The sequence below is a fragment of the Pseudomonas sp. Marseille-Q8238 genome (genome assembly GCF_965111915.1).
The window spans coordinates 1,159,828-1,180,469 of the sequence record NZ_CBCOPI010000001.1 but is presented as its reverse complement, the minus strand read 5'-3'; the positions used below and the strand labels follow the sequence as shown (position 1 = coordinate 1,180,469).

Sequence of the window (20,642 nt, the reverse complement as noted above, 5' to 3'; positions counted from 1 at the left end):
CGGCGTGCCCTACGGGCTTGCACCAAGGCTCGAGCTCTAGCGAAAAGCAGCCATAAAAAAGCCCCGCATCAGCGGGGCTCTTTCCTGCAGCATCAGCTTAGAGCGGCTTGCCGCGATTGCCATGCTGGCTGACGAACTGCTGAACGGTCTTCAGATCGTTGGCCAGTACCGTGCAACGCTCTTCGCGCTGGAACAGGTCGGTCAGGTGTGCCGGAAGCTCGATGGCCTTGGCCACACCGGCCTTCTCCACCGCCTCGGGGAACTTGACCGGATGCGCGGTGCCCAGGGTGACCATGGGGATGGCCAGGCTGCGACGGCACTCACGGGCGGCACGCACACCGATGGCGGTGTGCGGATCGAGCAGCTCGCCGCTCTCCTTGTACACCTCGGCGATGGTCTCGCAGGTCTCCTCGTCGCTCACGGCCAGCGAGTCGAACAGCTTGCGCGCCTCGGTCCAGCGGTCGTCCTCGACGCTGAAGCCACCACCTTGCTTGAAGGTTTCCATCAGCCCGGCAATGGCCGCACCGTTGCGACCGTGCAGGTCGAACAGCAGGCGTTCGAAGTTCGACGAGACCATGATGTCCATGGACGGCGACAGGGTCGGGTGCAGGTCACCCTTGACGTACTGATTGCCGCTCATGAAGCGGTGCAGGATGTCGTTGCGGTTGGTGGCGACGATCAGTTGGCTGATCGGCAAGCCCATGTTGCGCGCCAGGTAGCCGGCGAAGATGTCGCCGAAGTTGCCGGTCGGCACCGAGAACGCCACCGAACGCGCCGGCCCGCCCAGCTGCAGGGCTGCGTGGAAGTAGTAGACGATCTGGGCCATGATCCGCGCCCAGTTGATCGAGTTGACCGCGACCAGACGGGTGCCTTTGAGGAAGCCCTGGTCGGCGAAGCTGGCCTTGACCATCTCCTGGCAGTCGTCGAAGTTGCCTTCGATGGCGATGTTGTGGATGTTGTCACCGAAGATGGTGGTCATCTGCCGGCGCTGCACCTCGGACACACGGTTGTGCGGGTGCATGATGAAGATGTCGACGTTATCGCACGCCTTGCAGCCTTCGATGGCCGCCGAGCCGGTGTCACCCGAGGTCGCGCCCATGATCACCACGCGCTCGTTGCGCTTGGCCAGCACGTAGTCGAGCAGGCGACCGAGCAATTGCAGGGCGAAGTCCTTGAAGGCAAGGGTCGGGCCGTGGAACAGCTCCAGCACCCACTCGTTGCCGTTCAACTGGCGCAGCGGCGCCACCGCGTTGTGGGCGAACACGCCATAGGTCTCTTCGAGAATCTTCTTGAAGTCGGCATCCGGAATGCTGCCGGTGACGAACGGGCGCATTACACGGAAGGCCAGCTCGTGGTACGGCAGGCCTGCCCAGGAGGCGATTTCCTCCTGAGTGAAGCGTGGCAGGTTTTCCGGTACGTAAAGCCCGCCGTCACTGGCCAGGCCAGCGAGCAGGACATCTTCGAAATTCAGGGCCGGCGCTTGGCCGCGGGTGCTGATGTAACGCATGGTTCAAACCTTCGGTCTGTGTCTCGCGCGGGCAAAAGCATGCCGCGCGAGACGTCGATTAATTGAGCTGTTCGACGCGCAGGCGGACGACGCTGCCGGCTACATCATCAAGGGCTTCCAGGGCGGCGATGGCTTCGTCGATCTGCGCTTCGCGCACGCGGTGGGTGACCAGAATCATCGGCACCAGACCGTCGTGTTCTTCGACTTCCTTCTGCATGATCGATTCGATATTGATGCCACGCTCCGACAGGATGCTCGCCACCTGGGCCAGCACACCCGGATGATCCTTGGCCTGGATGCGCAGGTAGTAGGCACTCTCGCACTCGGCAATCGGCAGGATCGGGTGGTCGCTCAAAGCGTCTGGCTGGAAGGCCAGGTGCGGCACACGATTTTCCGGGTCGGTGGTCAGCGCACGGACGACATCGACCAGGTCGGCGACCACGGACGAAGCGGTCGGCTCCATGCCGGCGCCTGCGCCGTAGAACAGGGTCGAGCCCGCAGCATCGCCGTTGACCATGACCGCATTCATCACGCCGTTTACATTGGCGATCAGGCGGTCGGCCGGGATCAGCGTCGGGTGTACGCGCAACTCGATGCCAGCCTCGGTACGGCGTGCCACGCCCAGGTGCTTGATGCGGTAGCCCAGGGCTTCGGCGTAGTTGACGTCGGCGCTGGTCAGCGTGCTGATGCCTTCGGTGTAGGCCTTGTCGAACTGCAGCGGAATACCAAAGGCGATGGAGGCCAGGATGGTCAGCTTGTGCGCGGCGTCGATACCTTCGACATCGAAAGTCGGATCGGCTTCGGCATAGCCCAGCGCCTGAGCTTCCTTGAGGACGTCGGCAAAGGCACGGCCCTTCTCGCGCATCTCGGTGAGGATGAAGTTACCAGTGCCGTTGATGATGCCCGCCAGCCAGTTGATGCGGTTGGCCGCCAGGCCCTCACGGATCGCCTTGATCACCGGAATGCCGCCGGCTACCGCGGCTTCGAACGCAACGATCACGCCCTTCTCGCGCGCCTTGGCGAAAATCTCGTTGCCGTGCACGGCAATCAGCGCCTTGTTGGCGGTGACCACATGCTTGCCGTTCTCGATGGCCTTGAGCACCAGCTCATGGGCCAGGGTGTAGCCACCGATGAGTTCGATGACCACATCGATCTCCGGGTTGCTGGCTACGTCGAAAATATCAGCGGTAATGGGGGTCGTACCGGTATCGCATTTCGGATTGGGGCGACGCGCGGCAATCTGCGCGACTTCGATTCCACGCCCGGCACGGCGGGCAATCTCCTCGGCGTTGCGCTTGAGTACGTTGAAGGTGCCGCCACCGACGGTCCCCAGGCCACAGATGCCTACTTTTACCGGCTTCACGCTGAACTCCCCATCTTCACTGCAAAAACGGCCGGGATAGCCCCGGCCGCGGAAAAGAGCCGCACTGTACGAAGCGGCTGTTTATTGGTCAATCTGGCGGTGAGCCAGGCGCTCAGTTGGCGCTCAGGGCGACTTTGGCCAGTTGCGGTGCCGGCTGGTAGCCCGGAATCATCTGACCATTGGCCAGGACGATAGCCGGCGTCCCCTGCACACCAATCATCTGCCCCAGCTCGAACTGCTTGGCGACCGGGTTGGCACAGGTGGCTGGCGGCAGCTCTTCGCGGGATTTGGCCTTGGTCATCGCCGCCTGGCGATCCTTGGCACACCACACGCTGACCAGACCGTTGTAGCCATGGGAGCCTACGCCCTGGCGCGGGAAGGCCACATAACGCACCTCGATACCCAGGCGATTCAGCTCAGGCACTTCGCTGTGCAGCTTCTGGCAATAGCCGCAGTCGGTGTCGGTGAACACGGTGATATGGGTTTTCGGCTGCTTCGGTGCGAATACCACCATCTCGCTGACCGGAATATCGGCGACGACCTTGGCGATACCGACGCTCTCGGCCTTCTCGGTCAGGTTGACCGCATTGCCATCCTTGAACTGGTACAGGTTGCCTTGCAGCAGGTACTGGCCATCGGCGCTGGCATACAACAGGCGACCACCTTTGAGGTGAACCTGGAACAGGCCGCTCATTGGGCTTTCCGCGATGGCCTCGATGGGCAGGTCAGGCTGCAATTTGCCGAGGGTGGAGCGAATGGCCTGATCGGGATCGGCAGCCTGTGCAACAGCAGCGGCGAGGCCGAGAACCGCACCAGCGAGAAGGCGGGAAACACGCATGGAATTCTCCTGTCAACGAGCCGCCAAGCCTACCACAGAAGGCCCGCAGAGCCGACCGCAGACGCCGGATGGATGCCACAGGCAGACAAAAGACACTCAACCGCGCGGATGATGCTGCGCATGTAGCTCCTGCAAGCGGGCTCGGGCGATATGGGTGTAGATCTGCGTGGTGGACAGATCGCTGTGGCCAAGCAGCATCTGCACCACGCGCAAGTCCGCGCCATGGTTGAGCAGATGCGTGGCGAAGGCATGGCGCAGGGTGTGTGGCGACAGCGCCTTGCTGATCCCCGCCACCCGCGCCTGGTGCTTGATCCGATGCCAGAAGGTCTGCCGGGTCATCTGCTCACCACGCAAGCTGGGGAACAACACATCGCTGGGTTTGCCATCGAGCAGGAATGGCCGCGCTTCGCGTACATAGCGCTCGATCCAGGCAATCGCCTCCTCGCCCATCGGCACCAGGCGCTCCTTGCTGCCCTTGCCGAATACCCGCAGCACACCCTGGCGCAGGTTGACCTGCTCCAGAGTCAGGGAAATCAGCTCGGTGACCCGCAAACCGCAGGCATACAGCACCTCCAGCATGGCGCGATCGCGCAGCCCGATGGGGTCATCCAGTTCGGGCGCTTGCAGCAAGGCCTCGACGTCCGCCTCGGACAGCGACTTGGGCAGCGGTCGGCCAATCTGCGGCAAGTCGACCTGCAAGGTCGGGTCCTCGCTGATCAGCCCTTCGCGCAGCAGGTAGCGATAGAAACCACGCACGCCGGATAGAAAGCGCGCCGTCGAGCGCGCCTGATAGCCCTCGGCCAGGCGCCAGGCCAGGTGGTCCAGGATGATCTCGCGCCCGACGCTCGGCAACTCCAGGCCGCGCGCCTGCAGCCAGGCGTGAAAATGGCCAAGATCGCTACGGTAGGCATCACGGGTATGCGCCGACAGCCCTTTCTCCAGCCATAAGGCATCGAGAAAGCGATCGAGTAGCGGATGATCCAGAATCGGCATGGGCACGCACTTCACCGGTAAAAGGCCGTCTAGTCTTCCATAGCACCCACCGCACTGTCAGCGACAAGGAGTCCTGATGAACGAAACGCATATTCTCATTGGCCTGGGCGCGATTGGCGCCGCGTCGCTGGCGTGTCAGTGGCTGGCCTGGCGCCTGCGCTTGCCGGCCATCCTGTTTCTGCTGCTGTGCGGCATCCTCGCCGGCCCTATCCTGGGCTGGCTCGATCCGCAGGCCTTGTTCGGCTCCCTGCTGTTTCCGCTGGTATCCCTCGCGGTGGCACTGATCCTGTTCGAAGGCAGCCTGACGCTGCATCTGTCCGAGTGGAAGGAAATCGGCAGCGTGGTGCAGCGCATGGTCACCATAGGCGCCCTGTCGACCTGGGCAGTAATTGCCATCGCCTGCCACTACCTGCTGGACTTCGCCTGGGACCTGTCCCTGCTGTTCGGCACGCTGACCCTGGTCACCGGGCCGACGGTCATCGCCCCCATGCTGCGGGTGGTCCGCCCACGCGCGTCCATCGCCAACATCCTGCGTTGGGAAGGTATCGTCATCGACCCCATCGGCGCCCTGCTTGCCGTGGTGGTCTTCAGTTTCATCGTCAGCCGCAGCGCAGGAGAAGCCTGGAGCAGCAGCTTGGGCACCTTTGCGGCCGTCATTGCCAGCGGCAGCCTGCTGGGTATCGCCGGCGGCTGGCTGTTCGGCCTGACGCTGCGCCGCCACTGGTTGCCGGAATACCTGCAGAACCTCGGCGCCCTGGCCGCGGTGCTGGGTATTTTCATCGGCGCCAACCTGCTGATGCATGAATCCGGCCTGCTGGCTGTGACCGTCATGGGCATGTGGCTGGCCAACATGCGCGGCGTGGATGTGAAGCCCATCCTGCACTTCAAGGAAAACCTCAGCGTCCTGCTGATTTCCGGCCTGTTTATTCTTCTCGCCGCTCGCCTGGACCTGAATGCCCTGCTGGCGTTGGGCCCGATCACCCTGATACTGCTTGCCATCATCCAGTTGGTTACGCGCCCACTGAACGTCGCCCTGAGCACAGCCGGCTCAAGCCTGAGCTGGCGCGAGCGCGCCCTGCTGGCCTGGATTGCCCCGCGTGGCATTGTCGCCGCCGCGGTATCCGCTATCTTCGCCTTTCGCCTGCAAGAGCAGGGCTATGCGCAGGCTCACCTGCTGGTCCCCCTGACATTTCTGGTGATCATCGGCACCGTCGTGCTGCAAAGCGCCACCGCACGCCCACTGGCCAAGTTGCTCAACGTCGCCGAACCCGCCGCACGCGGTTTCCTCATCATCGGCGCCAATCCAGTAGCCCGCGCAATCGGCAAGGCCCTGCAGCAACATGGCTGGCGCGTCCTGTTGACCGATTCGAGCTGGGAAAACATCAGCGCGGCACGCATGGAAAGCCTGCCGACCTATTTCGGCAACCCGGCATCGCAACACGCTGATGCCAACCTCGACCTGACCGGCATCGGCCAATTGCTCGCCCTGTCCCCTTCCAGTCAGCTGAACGACCTTGCCTGCACCCGCTTCCGACCCGACTTTGGCAAGGCCAACCTCTACACCCTGAGCAATGCCCATGAGCAACGCCTGAGCGAAAAGCATCGACTGAACAGCGAATTACGTGGCCAGCCATTTGGCCACCCGGCACACACCTACGGGCAACTTGCCAGCCTGCTCGCCCATGGCGCGGAAATACGCACCACCACCTTGAGCAGCACCTTTGGCTGGGCCGACTATCAAGCCCTGCATGGCAGCCGGGCAACCCTGTTGCTAGCGTTCGACCCGCGAGGCTGGGTGCATGTCGCGAGCGAACACCTGGCTTTCAGCCCTTCTGTGGACTGGACGCTGGTCGCGCTGATCAAACCGACAGAGGACGACATCCGCCGACCGCTATAGGGGAAACTCGGGCAATACCGGAACCGGCTTCTTGTCCTCACCCACCGCGACGAAGCTGAACACGCCGCTGATGGCCTTCTCTCGGCCATCGCTGTACATGCTCTCGACATAAACACTGACCTCGACCTTGAGGCTGGTGTTGCCAACCTTGATCACCCGGGCGATCAACTCGACGATCGAGCCGGCGGCAATGGCGTGCTTGAAGTCGATACGGTCAGAGGACACCGTCACCAGCGGCAAGCGACAGAAACGCGTGGCGGCGATGAACGACACCTCATCCATCCAGGCCAGTGCCGTACCACCGAACAGCGTGTTGTGGTGGTTGGTGGTCGGTGGAAACACCGCCTTGGCCACGCGGGTCTCGGATAGCTCGGTACGGCGCTGAATCTCTTGTTCTCTGGGGCTCATGTCATGTCCATTCTGTGCAATACGAGGTGGCGATAGCGGGCACTGCCACCTTACAGAAAGAAAAATACAGGCATGAAAAAAGCAGCCCGTGGGCTGCTTTTTTTCCTGCAGGAAAACCGTCCGATCAGGACAGTTTTTCCTTGATGCGTGCTGCCTTGCCGGACAGGTCGCGGAGGTAGTACAGCTTGGCCTTGCGCACGTCACCACGACGTTTGACGCTCAGGCTGTCAACCAGCGGGCTGTAGGTCTGGAAGGTACGCTCTACACCAACACCGTTGGAGATCTTGCGTACGGTGAAAGCGCTGTTCAGGCCGCGGTTACGCTTGGCGATGACAACACCTTCGAAGGCCTGCAGACGCTGACGCTCGCCTTCCTTCACTTTTACTTGCACGATTACGGTGTCGCCTGGGGCGAAAGCCGGAATCTCTTTGCTCATTTGTTCAGCTTCGATCTGCTGAATAATCTTGTTGGTCATCGCAGTGCTCCTAAGACAAGCCCATGGCTTGCCATCGATACGTTAACTATCGTCCCGCTGGCGGATGTATTCCTCCAGCAGCTTTTTTTCTTCTCCAGAAAGCGAGCGGCTATCCAGAAGATCAGCGCGACGTTCCCAGGTCCGACCAAGGGACTGCTGCAAACGCCAGCGCCGGATGTGTTCGTGGTTGCCGCTAAGCAATACGTCAGGAACACATTTACCCGCATACACCTCCGGTCGGGTGTAGTGCGGACAGTCGAGCAGGCCGTCGCTGAACGAGTCCTCCTCGGCCGAATCTGCATGGCCCAATGCTCCGGGCAACAAACGAGTCACTGCATCGATCAGGACCATCGCCGGCAGCTCGCCACCGGAGAGAACGTAGTCACCGATCGACCACTCTTCATCGACATGTTCCTCGATGAAGCGCTCGTCGATACCTTCGTAGCGACCCGCGATAAGGATCAACGCCTCTTCGCTAGCCAACTCACGCACAGCCGGCTGATTAAGCTGGCGGCCTTGTGGCGACAGGTAAATCACCTTCGCCTTCTCTCCAGCAGACGCCTTGGCCGCAGCCAGAGCACCTTCCAGAGGCTTGATCTTCATCACCATCCCGGGACCACCGCCAAAAGGCCGGTCATCCACTGTCTGGTGACGGTCGTCAGTGAAGTCACGCAGGTAGTGGCAGTTCAACTGCAACAGCCCCTGCTTCACTGCACGACTGGTAATGCCGTACTGACTGATGGCGGCAAACATCTCCGGAAAGATGCTGATGACTTCAACGCGCATGGCACTCGCTCGCACAAGAGCCTGACAGCTCAGAAATCGGCGTCCCAGTCGACCTGCATTTCGCCGGCATCCAGATCGACCTTGAGTACGCACTGAGCCGTGTAGGGCAACAGGCGCTCGCGATCGTCCAGGCTACCCGCGCAGGGCTTGACTACCATGACATCGTTGGAGCCGGTCTCTAGCAGATGATCGATCGTACCGAGCAACTGCCCGAGATGATCAATAACCTTGAGACCCACCAGCTGGTACCAGTAGTACTCGTCTTCAGCCAGATCTGGCAGCGACTCACGGGGGATGCAAATGTCAAAACCCGCGAAGGTACGTGCCACTTCGCGGTCATCGAGCCCCTTGAGCTTTGCCACCAGAACCTTGCCTTGCAAGCGCCCGCTGACCAGCTCAACCTGCTTGACTTCGCCGTCGCGCTGAAGCGTCCAACGTTTGTAGTCCAGCAGATTGTCAATCGGATCGGTGAAGGAAAAAATCTTCACCTCGCCACGAATGCCGTGCACCGAAGTGATCTTGCCGATGACGATAAGGTCAGCGGCGGCCGGCGTCGTGGTCATAGTACTCAGGCAGCGGCCTTGGCAGCGTCCTTGAGCAGCTGAGCAACACGCTCAGACGGCTGGGCGCCTTGGCTCAGCCAATAGGTGACGCGCTCCTGGTTTACAGAGAGCTTCACTTCAGCACCGCTAGCGACCGGGTTGAAGAAACCAACGCGCTCAACAAAACGACCATCGCGCGCATTGCGGCTGTTGGTCACGGTCAGGTGGTAGAAGGGGCGCTTCTTGGAGCCGCCACGGGCAAGACGGATGGTTACCATGTGAACATCGTTCCTGTAGTCGGTGCTTGCAAAACTAAAAGGCACACTTTGAGGGCCTAGGCCCGAAAGGCCGCATATTCTAAGGATTATGCGGCCGTTTGCAAATCTCTTTTTGGGTATCGATCAATCCATGAGCGCGGCAGGCCGAATCAGACTGGCCGTCGCGCTGCGCAAACCCACCACCCCGGGGTCTGCAGCCGCATCACAGCTTGGGCATGCCGCCGCCCGGCATCATGCCGCCGAGGCCGCGCATCATCTTGGCCATGCCACCCTTGGCGGTGAATTTCTTCATCATCTTCTGCATCTGCTTGTGCTGCTTGATCAGGCGACCGACGTCCTGCACCTGCGTGCCGGAGCCCAGCGCAATGCGGCGCTTGCGTGAGCCGCTGATGATTTCCGGGTCACGGCGCTCGGCCGGCGTCATCGAGCAGATGATGGCGTCCATCTGCTTGAACTGTTTCTCGGCAGCGCCCTGGGCATTGCCCATCTGCGACAGGTTGACCCCACCAATGGAAGGCAGCTTGTCCATCAAGCCACCCAGGCCACCCATGTTCTTCATCTGCTGCAGCTGGTCACGGAAGTCTTCGAGATCGAAGCCCTTGCCCTTCTTCAGCTTCTTGGTGAGCTTCTCGGCCTTTTCGCGATCAATGGTCTGCTCGGCCTGTTCGATCAGGCTGAGCACGTCGCCCATGCCGAGAATACGCGACGCGATACGATCCGGGTGGAAGGGTTCGAGCGCGTCACTCTTCTCGCCCATACCGAGGAACTTGATCGGTTTGCCGGTGATCTGTCGCACCGACAAGGCCGCACCACCGCGCGCATCACCGTCGACCTTGGTCAACACCACACCGGTCAGCGGCAAGGCATCGCCGAACGCCTTGGCGGTATTGGCCGCATCCTGACCGGTCATCGCGTCGACCACGAACAGCGTTTCGGCCGGCTTGATCGCCGCATGCACAGCCTGGATCTCGGCCATCATCTCGGCATCGATGGCCAGACGGCCCGCCGTATCGACGATGACCACATCGATGAACTGCAGCCGCGCCTCGGCAATCGCCGCCTGGGCAATCGCCACCGGCTTCTGACTGATATCGGAGGGGAAGAACACCACCCCGACTTCACCCGCCAGGGTTTCCAGCTGCTTGATCGCGGCCGGACGATACACGTCGGCCGATACCAGCATCACGGTCTTCTTCTTGCGCTCCTTGAGGAAGCGCGCGAGCTTGCCAGCCGTGGTGGTCTTACCCGCACCTTGCAAGCCAGCCATCAGCACCACCGCCGGCGGCGTGACGCTCAGGCTGAGGTCTTCGTTGGCCGCGCCCATCAGCTCTTCCAGCTCGGCACGGACGATCTTCACGAAGGCCTGGCCTGGCGTCAGGCTCTTCGACACCTCGGTGCCAACAGCACGATCCTTGACCTTGTTGACGAATTCCTTGACCACCGGCAGCGCGACGTCGGCCTCAAGCAGGGCCATGCGCACTTCACGCAAGGTGTCCTTGATGTTGTCCTCGGTCAGCTTGGCCTTGCCAGTAACATGGCGCAGCGTCTGTGACAGGCGGTCGGTAAGGTTCTCGAACATGCGCGTTCCTTTCAGGCGGGGGCTTGCAGCAAGCAGCGAAGTATAACCAAGAGTCCCGGTCGCCGACACCGCCAGCGGTCTTTCGTGAAACGCGTCTTATATGCCACACTCACGCCCTTTCGGGCCCGCCTTACAAGGACTTATGCACCCTCTGCTGCCCAGCCTGGTCGCCGCTGCTCTCTACGCCGGCGCCACTACCTACCAAGGCCTGCGTCTGGCCAGACACGAAACGCCGAACAGGCCTCTGCTCGCCGTGCTCGTGCTGATCGCGCTGTTCTTCCATGGCGCCAGCCTGTTCATGCAACTGCATGCCACACCCGGCCTGACGATCGACTTCTTCAATGCGGCCAGCCTGATCGCTTACGCGGTCATCGTGCTGACCCTGCTCGCCTGCCTGCGCATCCCGGTGGAGAACCTGCTGCTGGTGCTGCTGCCACTGGGCTGTCTCACCGTGCTGCTGGCGCAGTTCCTGCCATCGGGCACGCTCAACCCGATTGACGAAGAGCCCGGCATCCTTGCGCATATCCTGCTGTCGATCCTCGCCTACGGTCTGCTGACCATGGCGGTGTTCCAGGCCATGCTGGTGCTGCTGCAGGATCACCAGCTCAAGCACAAGCATCCCTCGGGACTGATCCGGAACTTCCCCCCCCTGCAAACCATGGAAAGCCTGCTGTTCGGTTTTCTCTGGGCTGGCTGGTCCCTGCTGACACTGTCGCTGATTTCCGGGTGGCTGTTCGTCGATAACCTGTTCGCCCAGCACCTGGCGCACAAGACCATCCTGTCCTGCTTCGCCTGGGTGGTGTTCGCCGTGCTGCTCTGGGGTCGCCACCAGCTCGGCTGGCGCGGGCATAAGGCAATCCGCTGGACCCTGGCCGGCTTCTGCCTGCTGATGCTGGCCTATTTCGGCAGCAAGCTGGTTCGCGAATTCATCCTGCACATCTAGGGCCTGCGCGTGAACCTCGACTCCTACACCCTGTGGGTCATCGCCGCAGTTGCGGCGGTTATTGCCAGCGGGCTGCTCGGCAGCCGAAAGCTGACGGCGAACAAACGCCAGCGCACAGCGCCAAGCCACGAAGGCGCGAAACTGCATGAGCGGCATGCCGACATGCAAAACGCCTCTCCCGCCGAAATACGCCAGCGGCGCCAGCAAACCCTGCTGCAGCTCCTCGAACTGGAAAAGATCACGGTCGACGACATCATGATCCCGCGCAGCGAAGTCACTGGCATCGACCTGGATGACCAGCTGCCGCAGATCATCGAACAGCTGCGCACCACGACCAACACACGCCTGCCGGTATTTCGCGGCGAACTCAACCAGGTGGAAGGCATCGTCCACATGCGGCGCCTGGCCAGCCTGCTGACCCAGGGCAAGCTGACGCACGAAAGCTTGCTGGAGTGCTGCCAGCCGCCCTACTTCGTTCCGGAAGGCACGCCACTGGCGACCCAGCTGATCAACTTCCAGAAGGAAAAACGCCGACTCGGCCTGGTGGTCGACGAATACGGTGACGTGCAGGGCATCGTCACCTTCGAGGACCTGCTCGACGAGATCGTCGGCGACTTCAGCGATCAGGAAAACGCCGAGAACCCGGAAATCCACCCACAAGCCGATGGCACACAGATCATCGATGGGGCGGCGAACATCCGCGAAATCAACAAAGCTCTCGGCTGGCGCCTGCCCAGCGATGGCCCGAAAACCCTCAACGGCCTGATCACCGAAGCCCTGGAAACCATTCCGGACAGCCCGGTTTGCCTGCGTATCGGTCCTTATCGCCTGGAGATTCTCGAGTCCAGCGAGAGCCGGGTGATCAGCGTTCGCCTATGGCAAGCGCAGTTCCGGCGCAGGGCACAGTAGACCGGCCTGAGTCAGATCTCCTCGCCAACAGCCTTGATGCCAAACCTGTGCCCTGCGGGTTCCAGGCCCAGCCTTCGACATATCCTGCCCTGGCTTGACGGACGGCCAGTAGCCCGACAAATAAGCGGCTATCGTCAGAACGTGCAGCCGTAATCGGCCGCTTTCGACAGGAGATACACCATGCTCAACACCCGCCTACTGACCGCATCGACCCTTCTTGCGGCGGCCCTGATGATGCAGTGCGGAATCGCCCTCGCAGAGAGCCCAACGGAAAAAGAGATTCGCCACGAAGGTCGAGAGGCTCTCCATGATGCCGACCACGTTGGCAAGGAGCTCGACAAGGGCGCCAACCATGCAGACGCCGAGCGTCACGATGCGGACAAACATGTGGACAAGGAAGAGAAAAAGGCCTTGAGGCATGACGACAAGGAGTTGAAGAAACTCGAGTAGCACTCGACCGAGCCCACACAGAGGCGCACCGGTTATTTATTTTGTTCACGTAATTTTCACACCCGAGGGTGCAATCTGAACCCAATGATTCCCCAAATCAGTGATGTGCTCCCCTCGCCCCGCCTCGTGCGGGGCATTTTGTTTGTGCGTATCTCACACCGCAATCACGGCGGGCAGCCGCCTCACTCAGCCGCTACCCCATCGATGACATGACCTTGCAAATACGCCTGCGGCTCTGCCTCATCGGCAAATGCCAGCGCCAGTTCCAGCACCCGGTTACGACCACCCTCTGCCACCAGGTACGTCTTGCTTGAGGTCGCGATGATCGATTGCGGGGCTTTCAGGAATGAAAGAATAGTGTGCTGGCGGCCCTGCGGATCGATCAGCAATAGCCGGGCGCGATGGGTCGAGTCCTCGCTGATCCACAGCCCACGCTGGTCACACATCAGGAAAGTGGGCTGATTCAGATTGGCGATCACTATCGGATCGCGCCGATCTTCGGTCAGTTGGCGCACCACCCCAGCCTCCTTTTCCGAATAGAGCAAACGCCCATCCGTGCAGCGCGTGATGGACTCCGTCTCTATGAGGCCATCGCGAACCACCGTCAGCGCCTTATCGCTCCAGTTGTAGCGCAGCAGCCGACCATCCTCCTTGCGGTCTTCAATGGCATAGAGATCCTCTCCGTCATTCCAGAGCCCTTGTACGGAAGTGCCGCGGAACAGATCCGTGATTTCTCCATCCTTGAGAAAGCTGACCGCCGCCTCGCCCTCCTCCTGGCTGAACACCCAGCCACCATGGGCGGAGATCATTCCATCCGGCTTGGACAATCCGCCCACCGCCTCCTCGCGTGTTCCGTCCGGCTTGATGCGCACGATACTTCCACGCCCACCCCGTAACTCCTGGCTGACCATGAGCGTGCCGTCTTGCTGGGCACTCAATGAAGCCGCCTTCGGAACATTGTGGTAAGCAACGCGATAGCTCCAGCCATCAGCCGCCTGAACCGGATAGAAGCTCTGCCAGGCAAAGAACCCCAGCGCCGCCATCAGCAGCAGGCCAAATGTGCCCAGCGCCAGCTTGACGGTTTGGATCAAAGAACTGCTCTTGATCATCTTGATTGCCTTTTTCATCGATCACATTGCCGACAGGTGCTCGTAAAGAATGGCCGCGCCAACCACCATCAAAACCACACCCCCGACCATTTCCGCACGCTTGCCCACCACGGCCCCCAGCACACGCCCCAGCATCACCCCGATAGTCACCATCACCGTGGTAGCCAAGCCAATGGCTGCAGCCGCAACCAGGATATTCACATCCACGAAAGCCAGGCCCACTCCGACTGCCAGCGCATCGATGCTGGTGGCAAACGCAGTAACCGCCAGAATGAAGAACGAATGCTGATTGGGTTTTTCTACCTCTGCATCATCGTGCTTCATGCCGTTGTAGATCATGTGCAACCCGAGCCCCAGCAGCAGGACGAAAGCGATCCAGTGGTCCCAGCTTTCGACAAACCGGGCCGCCACCTGCCCAATGCCCCACCCGATAATGGGAGTGATCGTTTCGATCACACCAAAAATGAGGCCCGTGCGTAGCGCCTCGGCAAAACGGGGCTTATGGAGACTGGCACCCTTACCAAGCGCCGCCGCAAAAGCATCCGTCGACATGGCGAAGGCAAGGAAAATCAGGGAAATAGGATTCACGGGTTACGTCCAGTCGGGCAATGAGTCAACGACACAACCACACGCCCGACTTGAGGCATGGATGTATCGTTGGTCTCGCCAACCCGAAGGTGTTCGCACCACGGCTTGTCGCCGAGAATGTTGACGCGAACGCTCTACGACCAAGGGTCAAGAGCAGGCTACTCCCCAACAGGGACGGCCACTATATCGCCAGGCATGTGAAAAAAGCATTAAGACGACAAAGCGTGTGAAGCCTTTTAGCCCCACCTAAACCTGACTGTCCTGAGCAGAACCCACTACCGCGCACGGAGCACCAAGGGGAGCAATAGCATTTCTGTTCACGTAATTTTCACGCCAGGGGGAGCAGTCTGACCCCATCGAATGCTCCTTCGATGCTCTCCATTCGCCCCGCCTAGTGCGGGGCTTTTTATTTATGCTCTGGCAGACATAAGTGCTTAGCGTTTAGGCCCGCCCTCGACAGGCTCGCCCCAGGGCTGGCGCGTGTAGAAACCTCAACTAACGGTACCTATACGATGAAGTACTCGCTGCATTCGCCAGGCATACCAAAAAATGCCTACGCCCCTCTGGCCTGCTGTGCCGGCTAAGTGGAGAGAGGTTCGCAGGCGCTACAGATAAGTAGCATGCATGGATAGCCTGTCCAAAAGCTGGGGGCTTCTTATAGCCTCCGCTATCTCAATCCCCACTCAGAAGCCTGAAAATTAAAAAGCCCCAGTAGATATCTCTGGTAATGCCAAGGCGTTCAATTCTTGCACTGCGTTGTAGGTGGCTCCCTCAGCGCTAACCTTTTGGGCAGGACATATTTTGTCCCTGGAATAGAAACCAGCTCAAACACTGCGAACGCACATCTAATCGCTTCTTGGCCATCCGCATCCGGGGTTACAAGCACGCCCGCAAGGACCTCGTAGTCTTTTCCTGCCTCGAAATTAACTAGCCGAGCACCCGCTGGGCAGCTTGTATAAGTGCTCCCATAACTTCCAATCACCGCGCCTGCAGTTGAGACTTGAAACGGCCAATCGGTCCTGACTCGGTACTCACCAACCACTTCGGTATAAAGCCCTTCAGCCATTCTTATGGCTGCAACGTACTGTGTAAGCCTAGGAGCTATTCGTTTAGGCATGCCAAGGTCCGCAGAAACCAGCGGGTACTGAGGGTAGTTAATGCTTGGCCTCCCATCACGCGTGTAGCGCCCGGCAATAGCCATTGCATGACGCTTAGCAGGAGCGCAATTGGTAGCAAGGGCATCGCCATAAACACTAGAGTTCGTGATTACACGAACTCGCGCAGTATTTTCTGATTCGGCTGGCTCTTCGTATGGAGCGGTAGTAACTCCAGAGCAACCGGCAAGCGATGCAGCAGAGAGCAATACGGCGAAGAGTGCTCGCATAATCATGTCCATATGAATTCGAAGAATTGCGGAAAACTTGCAGGATTACGGAAACTGGAATGGAGTATCCACGTCCAGATTTCCGCATGAATACTGGTGCCCGGAGCCGGACTCGAACCGGCATGCCATTGCTGGCGAGAGATTTTAAGTCTCCTGCGTCTACCGATTTCGCCATCCGGGCAGAATGCGGGCCGCGAATTATGCAGAAGCAACCCGCTGCTGTACAGCACACCGACCGAACCCATGCCCCGCCTGTGAATGCTCATGCCGCCCAGCAGTGACGCAGGCAATTCCACCCGCCGTACGCTACGCTGCACGCCCTGTAGTTACCCACCCGAGAACCTCATGAGAGACGACTTCTCCAACCTGCGTGCCGAACGTGATGAGCCGGTGTCTTACCGCGCCACGTCTGCCCCCTCAAACCCACGCCAAGGCAACCTTACGCTCCAGATCGCTATGGGCATCTGGCTGGGTGGTGTGGCACTGGGTATTACCGGCTGGGTGGTGAACATGCTCCTGGTCAAATTCGGCATGCAGATCGTATTACCCTGACCACGCGCATCCCCCGAAGGACGTCGTCAGTTCGGCTCTGCCGGACGTAGTCGATACTGGCTCGGCAGTTGCTCAAGACTGCTGACCGTGACATTGAGGTTCTTCCAGCGACCGTCCTTGATGCCATAGATACAGCCATGGACCGACAGCGCCTGCCCACGGTGCCAGGCGTTCTGCACGATGGTGGTGTGGCTTACGTTGGCCACCTGCTGGATGACATTGAGCTCACACAAGCGGTCGACCCGCTGCTCTTCCGTGGTGAAATGGGCAAGATGTTCTCGCTGTTCGTAATAGAGATCGCGAATGGTCCGCAGCCAGCCATCGATCAAACCCAGTTGCGCATCCTGCATGGCAGCCCGCACACCGCCACAGCCGTAGTGGCCGGTGACCAGGATGTGTTTGACCTTGAGCACGTCGACGGCGTACTGCACCACCGATAGACAGTTGAGGTCGGTATGCAGCACGACATTGGCCACGTTGCGGTGCACGAACAGATCGCCGGGCAGCAGCCCCACAATGTCGTTGGCCGGTACGCGCGCATCGGAACAGCCGATCCACAGGTATTCCGGGGTCTGTTGCCGGGCAAGTTTGGCGAAGAACTGCGGGTCTTCTTCCTTGATCGCCTCAGCCCAGCGGGCATTGTTTTCGAACAGGTGCTGCAGATCGCTCATGGTTAACCCTCCTGGTCCGCACCGCACAGGCAGTACGGCCCAGGCTGCGATGAAAACAGTAGCTTACGCGCCAGCCGGTGTTCCGTCTGTGGCCGCGTCATCCACCACACTGCTGAATTGGAAACGATTGTCTCCCAGATAGGTCACCTGCAGGCGCTGCCCGGACGGCAACTCGCCTTGCCACTCAATCGAATAGGAATGGAGCAGATAAGCCTCAGGCGTCAGTTGCTGCTTATTGCCATTCAGAAGCCTCGCCCCGGCAACCAGCAGGAAGCCCAGTGAGGCAACCGGGCCTGGATTGAGCAAAATCATCTGGAAAAGGTCCGGCCCTCTGAACGCATTGACCATCACGCTCTTGGGGCCAAAGATCAGCGTCAGAATGCCGACGAGCAATACGCCGTAGCCGATAAATGTCAGCAAAGTCGAGAACGCGGAATCTTCATTGGCGACCCGATGCTCTTCGTAAGCGCTGGCGAAGCCAGGTACGTCGAGGTCTTGCGGTAGCGCCCCGAAATCAACCTGCAGATTGTGGTCGGGATGCTGATTTGCCTGTTCCATGGCAACTACTCCTGAATAAATGGAGCACTATTTTACCCACCAACGCTCCATCGCTTCATGTCAGCCTGAGCCTGAGATCGCTGTTTTGTCGAACAGCTCTCAGTCAAACAACGTACACGCCATCACCAGTGCGTCTTCACGGCCGCCGGGCGCCGGGTAATAGTCACGGCGCTTGCCGATCTCATTGAAACCATAGCGCTCGTAGAGGCGATAGGCCGGCTGGTTGCTGGCACGCACTTCGAGGAAGCACTCACCGGCGTTCAGTTGCGTGGCACGCCGCATCAGATGCTCGAGCAACTGCAGGCCCAGGCCCTTGCCCTGGCTTTGCGGGTGCACGGTGATGTTGAGCAGGTGCGCTTCGTCGATGATCACCTGGATCACGCCATGCCCCACCTGTGTCTCGCCCTCGAACATCACCCAGCAGTCATAAGAGGTCAGCGCATCCTTGAAGATGCCAGGTGACCACGGGTGACTGAACGCGGCATTTTCGATCTGCAACACGCGCTCCAGATCAGCGGCCACCATTGGGCGGAAGGAAATGGCGCCACTCATGCCTGTGGCTTCCAACGCTGCATGACACGGCGCATGGCGTGCCACAACTCAGCCTTGCGCTCGGGCTCATCCATCAACAGCTCCAGCCCCGGCAGCGCCCAGGCCGCACCAAGCTCTTCAATGTTCAGCTCGCGGTTGTAGGCCTGCTCATCCGCCTCGCCGGCGAAACGAATGGCCGGCAGGCCGATCAGCCACAGGCAGGTACAGGGCTGGCTTTCCAACTGGCCGGCCAGCACACCCTGCACATAATCGCGTGCTGCATCCGGGCCCTGATCGAGATTGCCGCGTGACAACAGCGGCCAGCGGATCGGCGAGCCATCGCCCACCTGCTGCGGACTGTCCGGCAGACCCGCGGCGCGCAGCAGATCCTTGAGCAGGAGATAAGCGGGATCGCGGCTCTGGAAGGATTCCCCCGTCGGCAGCTCGACCAGCACCGCACAGGAGCCGGCACGCAACAGTTGCAGGGCGAAACGCGGCGGTGCGACGACTTTGGCCGGCGCTGGCTCGGGCTCGTCCTGTTCCACTGGCGTAGCTGTCGGTTCCGGGCGGGCGATGGTTTTCAGGGCAGCCGCGGCTGGGCGCGGTATCTCGGCGGGAGCCTTGGGAGCGACGGGGGTCGTATCGGGAGTCGTGGGTGCGACGGCTGCCACCGGCTCAGGCGGCCTAGCCGGCTTGGCTTCCGGCTCGGCCAGTGGCTGCAGCAACTCCGCTCGCGAAGGCGCCGCAAAGGGCAGCACAACGCGCGGCAACCAGCTCACGACTTGCATGGCATTCAGATAGGCTCGGCGGCGCTGCTCAGTGTTCAAACGTCGGGTACTCGGTGCATCGTTGCGAGGCCGATGATTGTCGCGTGAATCGGCGTGTGCGGGTAGCCCTGTCCTTCTCCAGGCTCGACGTCCACCTACCAGCGAGCAGCTGAGCACTTAGCGGCACGTGATCCGGTGTCATACCAATGTTCAGAAAGTGCGCCCGAACGGGCGCACCTGCGTGCTCGATCAGGCGAGCGCATCCCACGGACGATCACCGTGCTCATCCTTGATGCGGGTGGGCAAGCCCATCACATCGAGGAGTTTGAGGAACGGCTCGGGTGGCAGCTCCTCGACGTTGACCATGCGCGACACGTCCCACTCGCCACGGGCGACCAGCAGCGCCGCAGCGACCGGCGGCACACCGGCGGTGTAGGAAATGCCCTGACTGTCGGTCTCGGCGAAGGCGTCTTCGTGGTCAGCCACGTTGTAGATGAAGACTTCGCGCGGCTTGCCATCCTTGCTGCCCTTGACCAGGTCACCGATGCAAGTCTTGCCGGTATAGCCCGGCGCCAATGAAGATGGATCGGGCAACACGGCCTTGACCACTTTCAGCGGCACGACTTCGAGGCCCTCGGCAGTTTTCACCGGCTGTTCGGAGAGCAGGCCGAGCTTGTTCAGCACGGTGAACACGTTGATGTAGTGCTCACCGAAGCTCATCCAGAAACGCACATTGGGCACATTGAGGTTTTTCGAGATCGAGTGCACTTCGTCATGGCCGGTCAGGTACAGGTTCTGCGAACCCACCACCGGCAGGTCGTCGGTGCGCTTGACCTCGAACATGCTGTTGGTCGTCCACTGGCTGTTCTGCCAGCTGTAGACCGTGCCAGTGAACTCACGGAAATTGATTTCCGGGTCGAAATTGGTGGCGAAATACTTGCCGTGGCTACCGGCATTGACGTCGAGGATGTCGATCGACTCGATCGTATCGAAATGCTGTTGCTGCGCCAGGGCGGCATAGGCGTTCACCACACCCGGGTCGAAACCGACGCCGAGAATGGCGGTGATGTTCTTCTGCTGGCATTCCTCGAGGTGTTTCCACTCGTAGTTGCCATACCAGGGCGGGGTTTCGCAGATTTTGCCCGGTTCTTCATGGATGGCAGTGTCCAGGTAGGCCACGCCGGTATCGATGCAGGCACGCAGCACCGACATGTTCAGAAAGGCGGAACCGACATTGATCACGATCTGTGATTCAGTCTCGCGGATCAGCGCCTTGGTCGCTTCAATATCCAATGCGTTCAGCGCGAATGCCTTGATCTCAGCGGGCTGCTTCAAGCTGCCCCTGGCATTGACGCTGTCGATGATGGCCTGGCATTTGGAGATGTTCCGGGACGCGATGGCAATACGACCGAGCTCGTCGTTGTGCTGCGCGCACTTGTGGGCCACCACCTTGGCGACACCTCCTGCACCAATGATAAGAACGTTCTTCTTCAATTGTTTCACCCCCTTGCTAC

The 20,642-nt window shown here is 60.4% G+C and carries 21 protein-coding genes, 1 tRNA gene, 1 pseudogene and 1 riboswitch; of the genes and pseudogenes, 5 read left to right on the top strand and 18 right to left on the bottom strand.

The annotated features are described in order from the left end of the window. Window positions 1-97: 97 nt before the first annotated feature. The 4 genes from thrC to xerD all read right to left on the bottom strand — a co-directional run bounded on the left by thrC (window position 98) and on the right by xerD (window position 4,701). On the bottom strand, window positions 98-1,507 hold the full coding sequence (gene thrC, locus ACWPW0_RS05275) for a threonine synthase (protein WP_447589662.1): 1,410 nt from the start codon (window positions 1,505-1,507) through the stop codon (window positions 98-100). 58 nt (window positions 1,508-1,565) lie between these two features. Then, on the bottom strand, window positions 1,566-2,870 hold the full coding sequence (locus ACWPW0_RS05270; protein ID WP_447589660.1) for a homoserine dehydrogenase: 1,305 nt from the start codon (window positions 2,868-2,870) through the stop codon (window positions 1,566-1,568). A 112-nt stretch (window positions 2,871-2,982) separates the two neighbouring features. Continuing rightward, complete coding sequence (locus tag ACWPW0_RS05265) at window positions 2,983-3,708, bottom strand: DsbC family protein (protein WP_447589658.1); 726 nt, start codon at window positions 3,706-3,708, stop codon at window positions 2,983-2,985. A gap of 96 nt (window positions 3,709-3,804) precedes the next feature. Further along, window positions 3,805-4,701 (bottom strand): site-specific tyrosine recombinase XerD, encoded by an 897-nt coding sequence (gene xerD, locus ACWPW0_RS05260; protein ID WP_454254643.1) that lies wholly within the window; start codon window positions 4,699-4,701, stop codon window positions 3,805-3,807. 76 nt (window positions 4,702-4,777) lie between these two features. Here xerD and ACWPW0_RS05255 point away from each other — a divergent pair, with 76 nt between their 5' ends. After that, window positions 4,778-6,598: a cation:proton antiporter gene (locus ACWPW0_RS05255; protein WP_454254642.1), complete on the top strand. Its 1,821-nt coding sequence runs from the start codon at window positions 4,778-4,780 to the stop codon at window positions 6,596-6,598. On the opposite strand, the gene ACWPW0_RS05250 is transcribed toward ACWPW0_RS05255, so the two are convergent. From ACWPW0_RS05250 to ffh, 6 genes are all read right to left on the bottom strand, one after another. Next, a complete protein-coding gene (locus tag ACWPW0_RS05250; RefSeq protein ID WP_454254641.1) occupies window positions 6,593-7,006 on the bottom strand; it encodes an acyl-CoA thioesterase in 414 nt (137 codons plus the stop codon). The two genes, ACWPW0_RS05255 and ACWPW0_RS05250, sit on opposite strands and share 6 nt — an antisense overlap. Window positions 7,007-7,130: 124 nt before the next feature. Next, the gene (rplS, locus tag ACWPW0_RS05245; RefSeq protein WP_447589652.1) at window positions 7,131-7,481 is read right to left on the bottom strand and encodes a 50S ribosomal protein L19; all 351 of its coding nucleotides are present in this window, start codon (window positions 7,479-7,481) and stop codon (window positions 7,131-7,133) included. Between the two features lie 42 nt (window positions 7,482-7,523). Then, window positions 7,524-8,267 (bottom strand): tRNA (guanosine(37)-N1)-methyltransferase TrmD, encoded by a 744-nt coding sequence (gene trmD, locus ACWPW0_RS05240; protein ID WP_447589650.1) that lies wholly within the window; start codon window positions 8,265-8,267, stop codon window positions 7,524-7,526. Between the two features lie 29 nt (window positions 8,268-8,296). After that, window positions 8,297-8,830: a ribosome maturation factor RimM gene (gene rimM, locus ACWPW0_RS05235; RefSeq protein ID WP_454254640.1), complete on the bottom strand. Its 534-nt coding sequence runs from the start codon at window positions 8,828-8,830 to the stop codon at window positions 8,297-8,299. Between the two features lie 5 nt (window positions 8,831-8,835). Next, complete coding sequence (gene rpsP, locus ACWPW0_RS05230) at window positions 8,836-9,087, bottom strand: 30S ribosomal protein S16 (RefSeq protein WP_447589648.1); 252 nt, start codon at window positions 9,085-9,087, stop codon at window positions 8,836-8,838. Window positions 9,088-9,289: 202 nt separating this feature from the next. Beyond that, on the bottom strand, window positions 9,290-10,666 hold the full coding sequence (gene ffh, locus ACWPW0_RS05225; protein WP_454254639.1) for a signal recognition particle protein: 1,377 nt from the start codon (window positions 10,664-10,666) through the stop codon (window positions 9,290-9,292). Between the two features lie 142 nt (window positions 10,667-10,808). On the opposite strand from ffh, the gene ACWPW0_RS05220 reads away from it, so the two are divergent. The 3 genes and pseudogenes from ACWPW0_RS05220 (at window position 10,809) to ACWPW0_RS05210 (ending at window position 12,968) form a co-directional block, all read left to right on the top strand. After that, window positions 10,809-11,609 carry a cytochrome C assembly family protein gene (locus ACWPW0_RS05220; RefSeq protein WP_447589645.1) on the top strand — a complete coding sequence of 267 codons (801 nt, stop codon included), beginning with the start codon at window positions 10,809-10,811 and terminating at the stop codon, window positions 11,607-11,609. Window positions 11,610-11,807: 198 nt separating this feature from the next. Continuing rightward, a pseudogene (locus ACWPW0_RS05215) lies at window positions 11,808-12,518 on the top strand (transporter associated domain-containing protein); the annotation flags it as partial. Window positions 12,519-12,698: 180 nt separating this feature from the next. After that, window positions 12,699-12,968, top strand: coding sequence for a hypothetical protein (locus tag ACWPW0_RS05210; RefSeq protein ID WP_454254638.1), 270 nt, complete (start codon window positions 12,699-12,701; stop codon window positions 12,966-12,968). A gap of 182 nt (window positions 12,969-13,150) precedes the next feature. Here ACWPW0_RS05210 and ACWPW0_RS05205 read toward each other — a convergent pair whose 3' ends face one another. From ACWPW0_RS05205 to ACWPW0_RS05195, 3 genes are all read right to left on the bottom strand, one after another. Beyond that, window positions 13,151-14,077, bottom strand: coding sequence for a hypothetical protein (locus ACWPW0_RS05205; RefSeq protein ID WP_447595550.1), 927 nt, complete (start codon window positions 14,075-14,077; stop codon window positions 13,151-13,153). 21 nt (window positions 14,078-14,098) lie between these two features. Continuing rightward, a complete protein-coding gene (mntP, locus tag ACWPW0_RS05200) occupies window positions 14,099-14,665 on the bottom strand; it encodes a manganese efflux pump MntP (RefSeq protein ID WP_454254637.1) in 567 nt (188 codons plus the stop codon). Window positions 14,666-14,670: 5 nt separating this feature from the next. Continuing rightward, window positions 14,671-14,839: riboswitch (yybP-ykoY riboswitch) on the bottom strand. A gap of 1,304 nt (window positions 14,840-16,143) precedes the next feature. After that, window positions 16,144-16,230 (bottom strand) — tRNA-Leu (locus ACWPW0_RS05195). Between the two features lie 164 nt (window positions 16,231-16,394). Between ACWPW0_RS05195 and ACWPW0_RS05190 the strand changes: the two genes are divergently transcribed. Beyond that, window positions 16,395-16,601 (top strand): hypothetical protein, encoded by a 207-nt coding sequence (locus tag ACWPW0_RS05190; protein WP_454254636.1) that lies wholly within the window; start codon window positions 16,395-16,397, stop codon window positions 16,599-16,601. A gap of 26 nt (window positions 16,602-16,627) precedes the next feature. On the opposite strand, the gene can is transcribed toward ACWPW0_RS05190, so the two are convergent. The 5 genes from can to ACWPW0_RS05165 form a co-directional block, all read right to left on the bottom strand. Beyond that, window positions 16,628-17,272: a carbonate dehydratase gene (gene can, locus ACWPW0_RS05185; RefSeq protein WP_447589637.1), complete on the bottom strand. Its 645-nt coding sequence runs from the start codon at window positions 17,270-17,272 to the stop codon at window positions 16,628-16,630. 63 nt (window positions 17,273-17,335) lie between these two features. Then, complete coding sequence (locus ACWPW0_RS05180) at window positions 17,336-17,830, bottom strand: hypothetical protein (protein ID WP_454254635.1); 495 nt, start codon at window positions 17,828-17,830, stop codon at window positions 17,336-17,338. A gap of 99 nt (window positions 17,831-17,929) precedes the next feature. After that, on the bottom strand, window positions 17,930-18,382 hold the full coding sequence (rimI, locus tag ACWPW0_RS05175; protein ID WP_454254634.1) for a ribosomal protein S18-alanine N-acetyltransferase: 453 nt from the start codon (window positions 18,380-18,382) through the stop codon (window positions 17,930-17,932). Beyond that, on the bottom strand, window positions 18,379-19,188 hold the full coding sequence (locus ACWPW0_RS05170; protein ID WP_454254633.1) for an energy transducer TonB: 810 nt from the start codon (window positions 19,186-19,188) through the stop codon (window positions 18,379-18,381). Before ACWPW0_RS05170 ends, rimI begins: the two co-directional genes overlap by 4 nt. Before the next feature lie 189 nt (window positions 19,189-19,377). Further along, window positions 19,378-20,622, bottom strand: a complete 1,245-nt coding sequence (locus tag ACWPW0_RS05165) for a saccharopine dehydrogenase family protein (protein ID WP_454254632.1) — start codon at window positions 20,620-20,622, stop codon at window positions 19,378-19,380. Window positions 20,623-20,642: the final 20 nt, after the last annotated feature.

Bases quoted from the DNA above. Each gene is read 5' to 3' on its own strand.
- trmD (WP_447589650.1), bottom strand. From the start codon at position 8,267: ATGCGCGTTGAAGTCATCAGCATCTTTCCGGAGATGTTTGCCGCCATC.
- rpsP (WP_447589648.1), bottom strand. From the start codon at position 9,087: ATGGTAACCATCCGTCTTGCCCGTGGCGGCTCCAAGAAGCGCCCCTTC.
- ACWPW0_RS05220 (WP_447589645.1), top strand. From the start codon at position 10,809: ATGCACCCTCTGCTGCCCAGCCTGGTCGCCGCTGCTCTCTACGCCGGC.
- ACWPW0_RS05250 (WP_454254641.1), bottom strand. From the start codon at position 7,006: ATGAGCCCCAGAGAACAAGAGATTCAGCGCCGTACCGAGCTATCCGAG.
- can (WP_447589637.1), bottom strand. From the start codon at position 17,272: ATGAGCGATCTGCAGCACCTGTTCGAAAACAATGCCCGCTGGGCTGAG.
- thrC (WP_447589662.1), bottom strand. From the start codon at position 1,507: ATGCGTTACATCAGCACCCGCGGCCAAGCGCCGGCCCTGAATTTCGAA.
- xerD (WP_454254643.1), bottom strand. From the start codon at position 4,701: ATGCCGATTCTGGATCATCCGCTACTCGATCGCTTTCTCGATGCCTTA.
- ACWPW0_RS05180 (WP_454254635.1), bottom strand. From the start codon at position 17,830: ATGGAACAGGCAAATCAGCATCCCGACCACAATCTGCAGGTTGATTTC.
- ACWPW0_RS05205 (WP_447595550.1), bottom strand. From the start codon at position 14,077: ATGATCAAGAGCAGTTCTTTGATCCAAACCGTCAAGCTGGCGCTGGGC.
- ACWPW0_RS05255 (WP_454254642.1), top strand. From the start codon at position 4,778: ATGAACGAAACGCATATTCTCATTGGCCTGGGCGCGATTGGCGCCGCG.
- ACWPW0_RS05210 (WP_454254638.1), top strand. From the start codon at position 12,699: ATGCTCAACACCCGCCTACTGACCGCATCGACCCTTCTTGCGGCGGCC.
- ffh (WP_454254639.1), bottom strand. From the start codon at position 10,666: ATGTTCGAGAACCTTACCGACCGCCTGTCACAGACGCTGCGCCATGTT.
- ACWPW0_RS05265 (WP_447589658.1), bottom strand. From the start codon at position 3,708: ATGCGTGTTTCCCGCCTTCTCGCTGGTGCGGTTCTCGGCCTCGCCGCT.
- rimI (WP_454254634.1), bottom strand. From the start codon at position 18,382: ATGAGTGGCGCCATTTCCTTCCGCCCAATGGTGGCCGCTGATCTGGAG.
- rplS (WP_447589652.1), bottom strand. From the start codon at position 7,481: ATGACCAACAAGATTATTCAGCAGATCGAAGCTGAACAAATGAGCAAA.
- ACWPW0_RS05190 (WP_454254636.1), top strand. From the start codon at position 16,395: ATGAGAGACGACTTCTCCAACCTGCGTGCCGAACGTGATGAGCCGGTG.
- rimM (WP_454254640.1), bottom strand. From the start codon at position 8,830: ATGACCACGACGCCGGCCGCCGCTGACCTTATCGTCATCGGCAAGATC.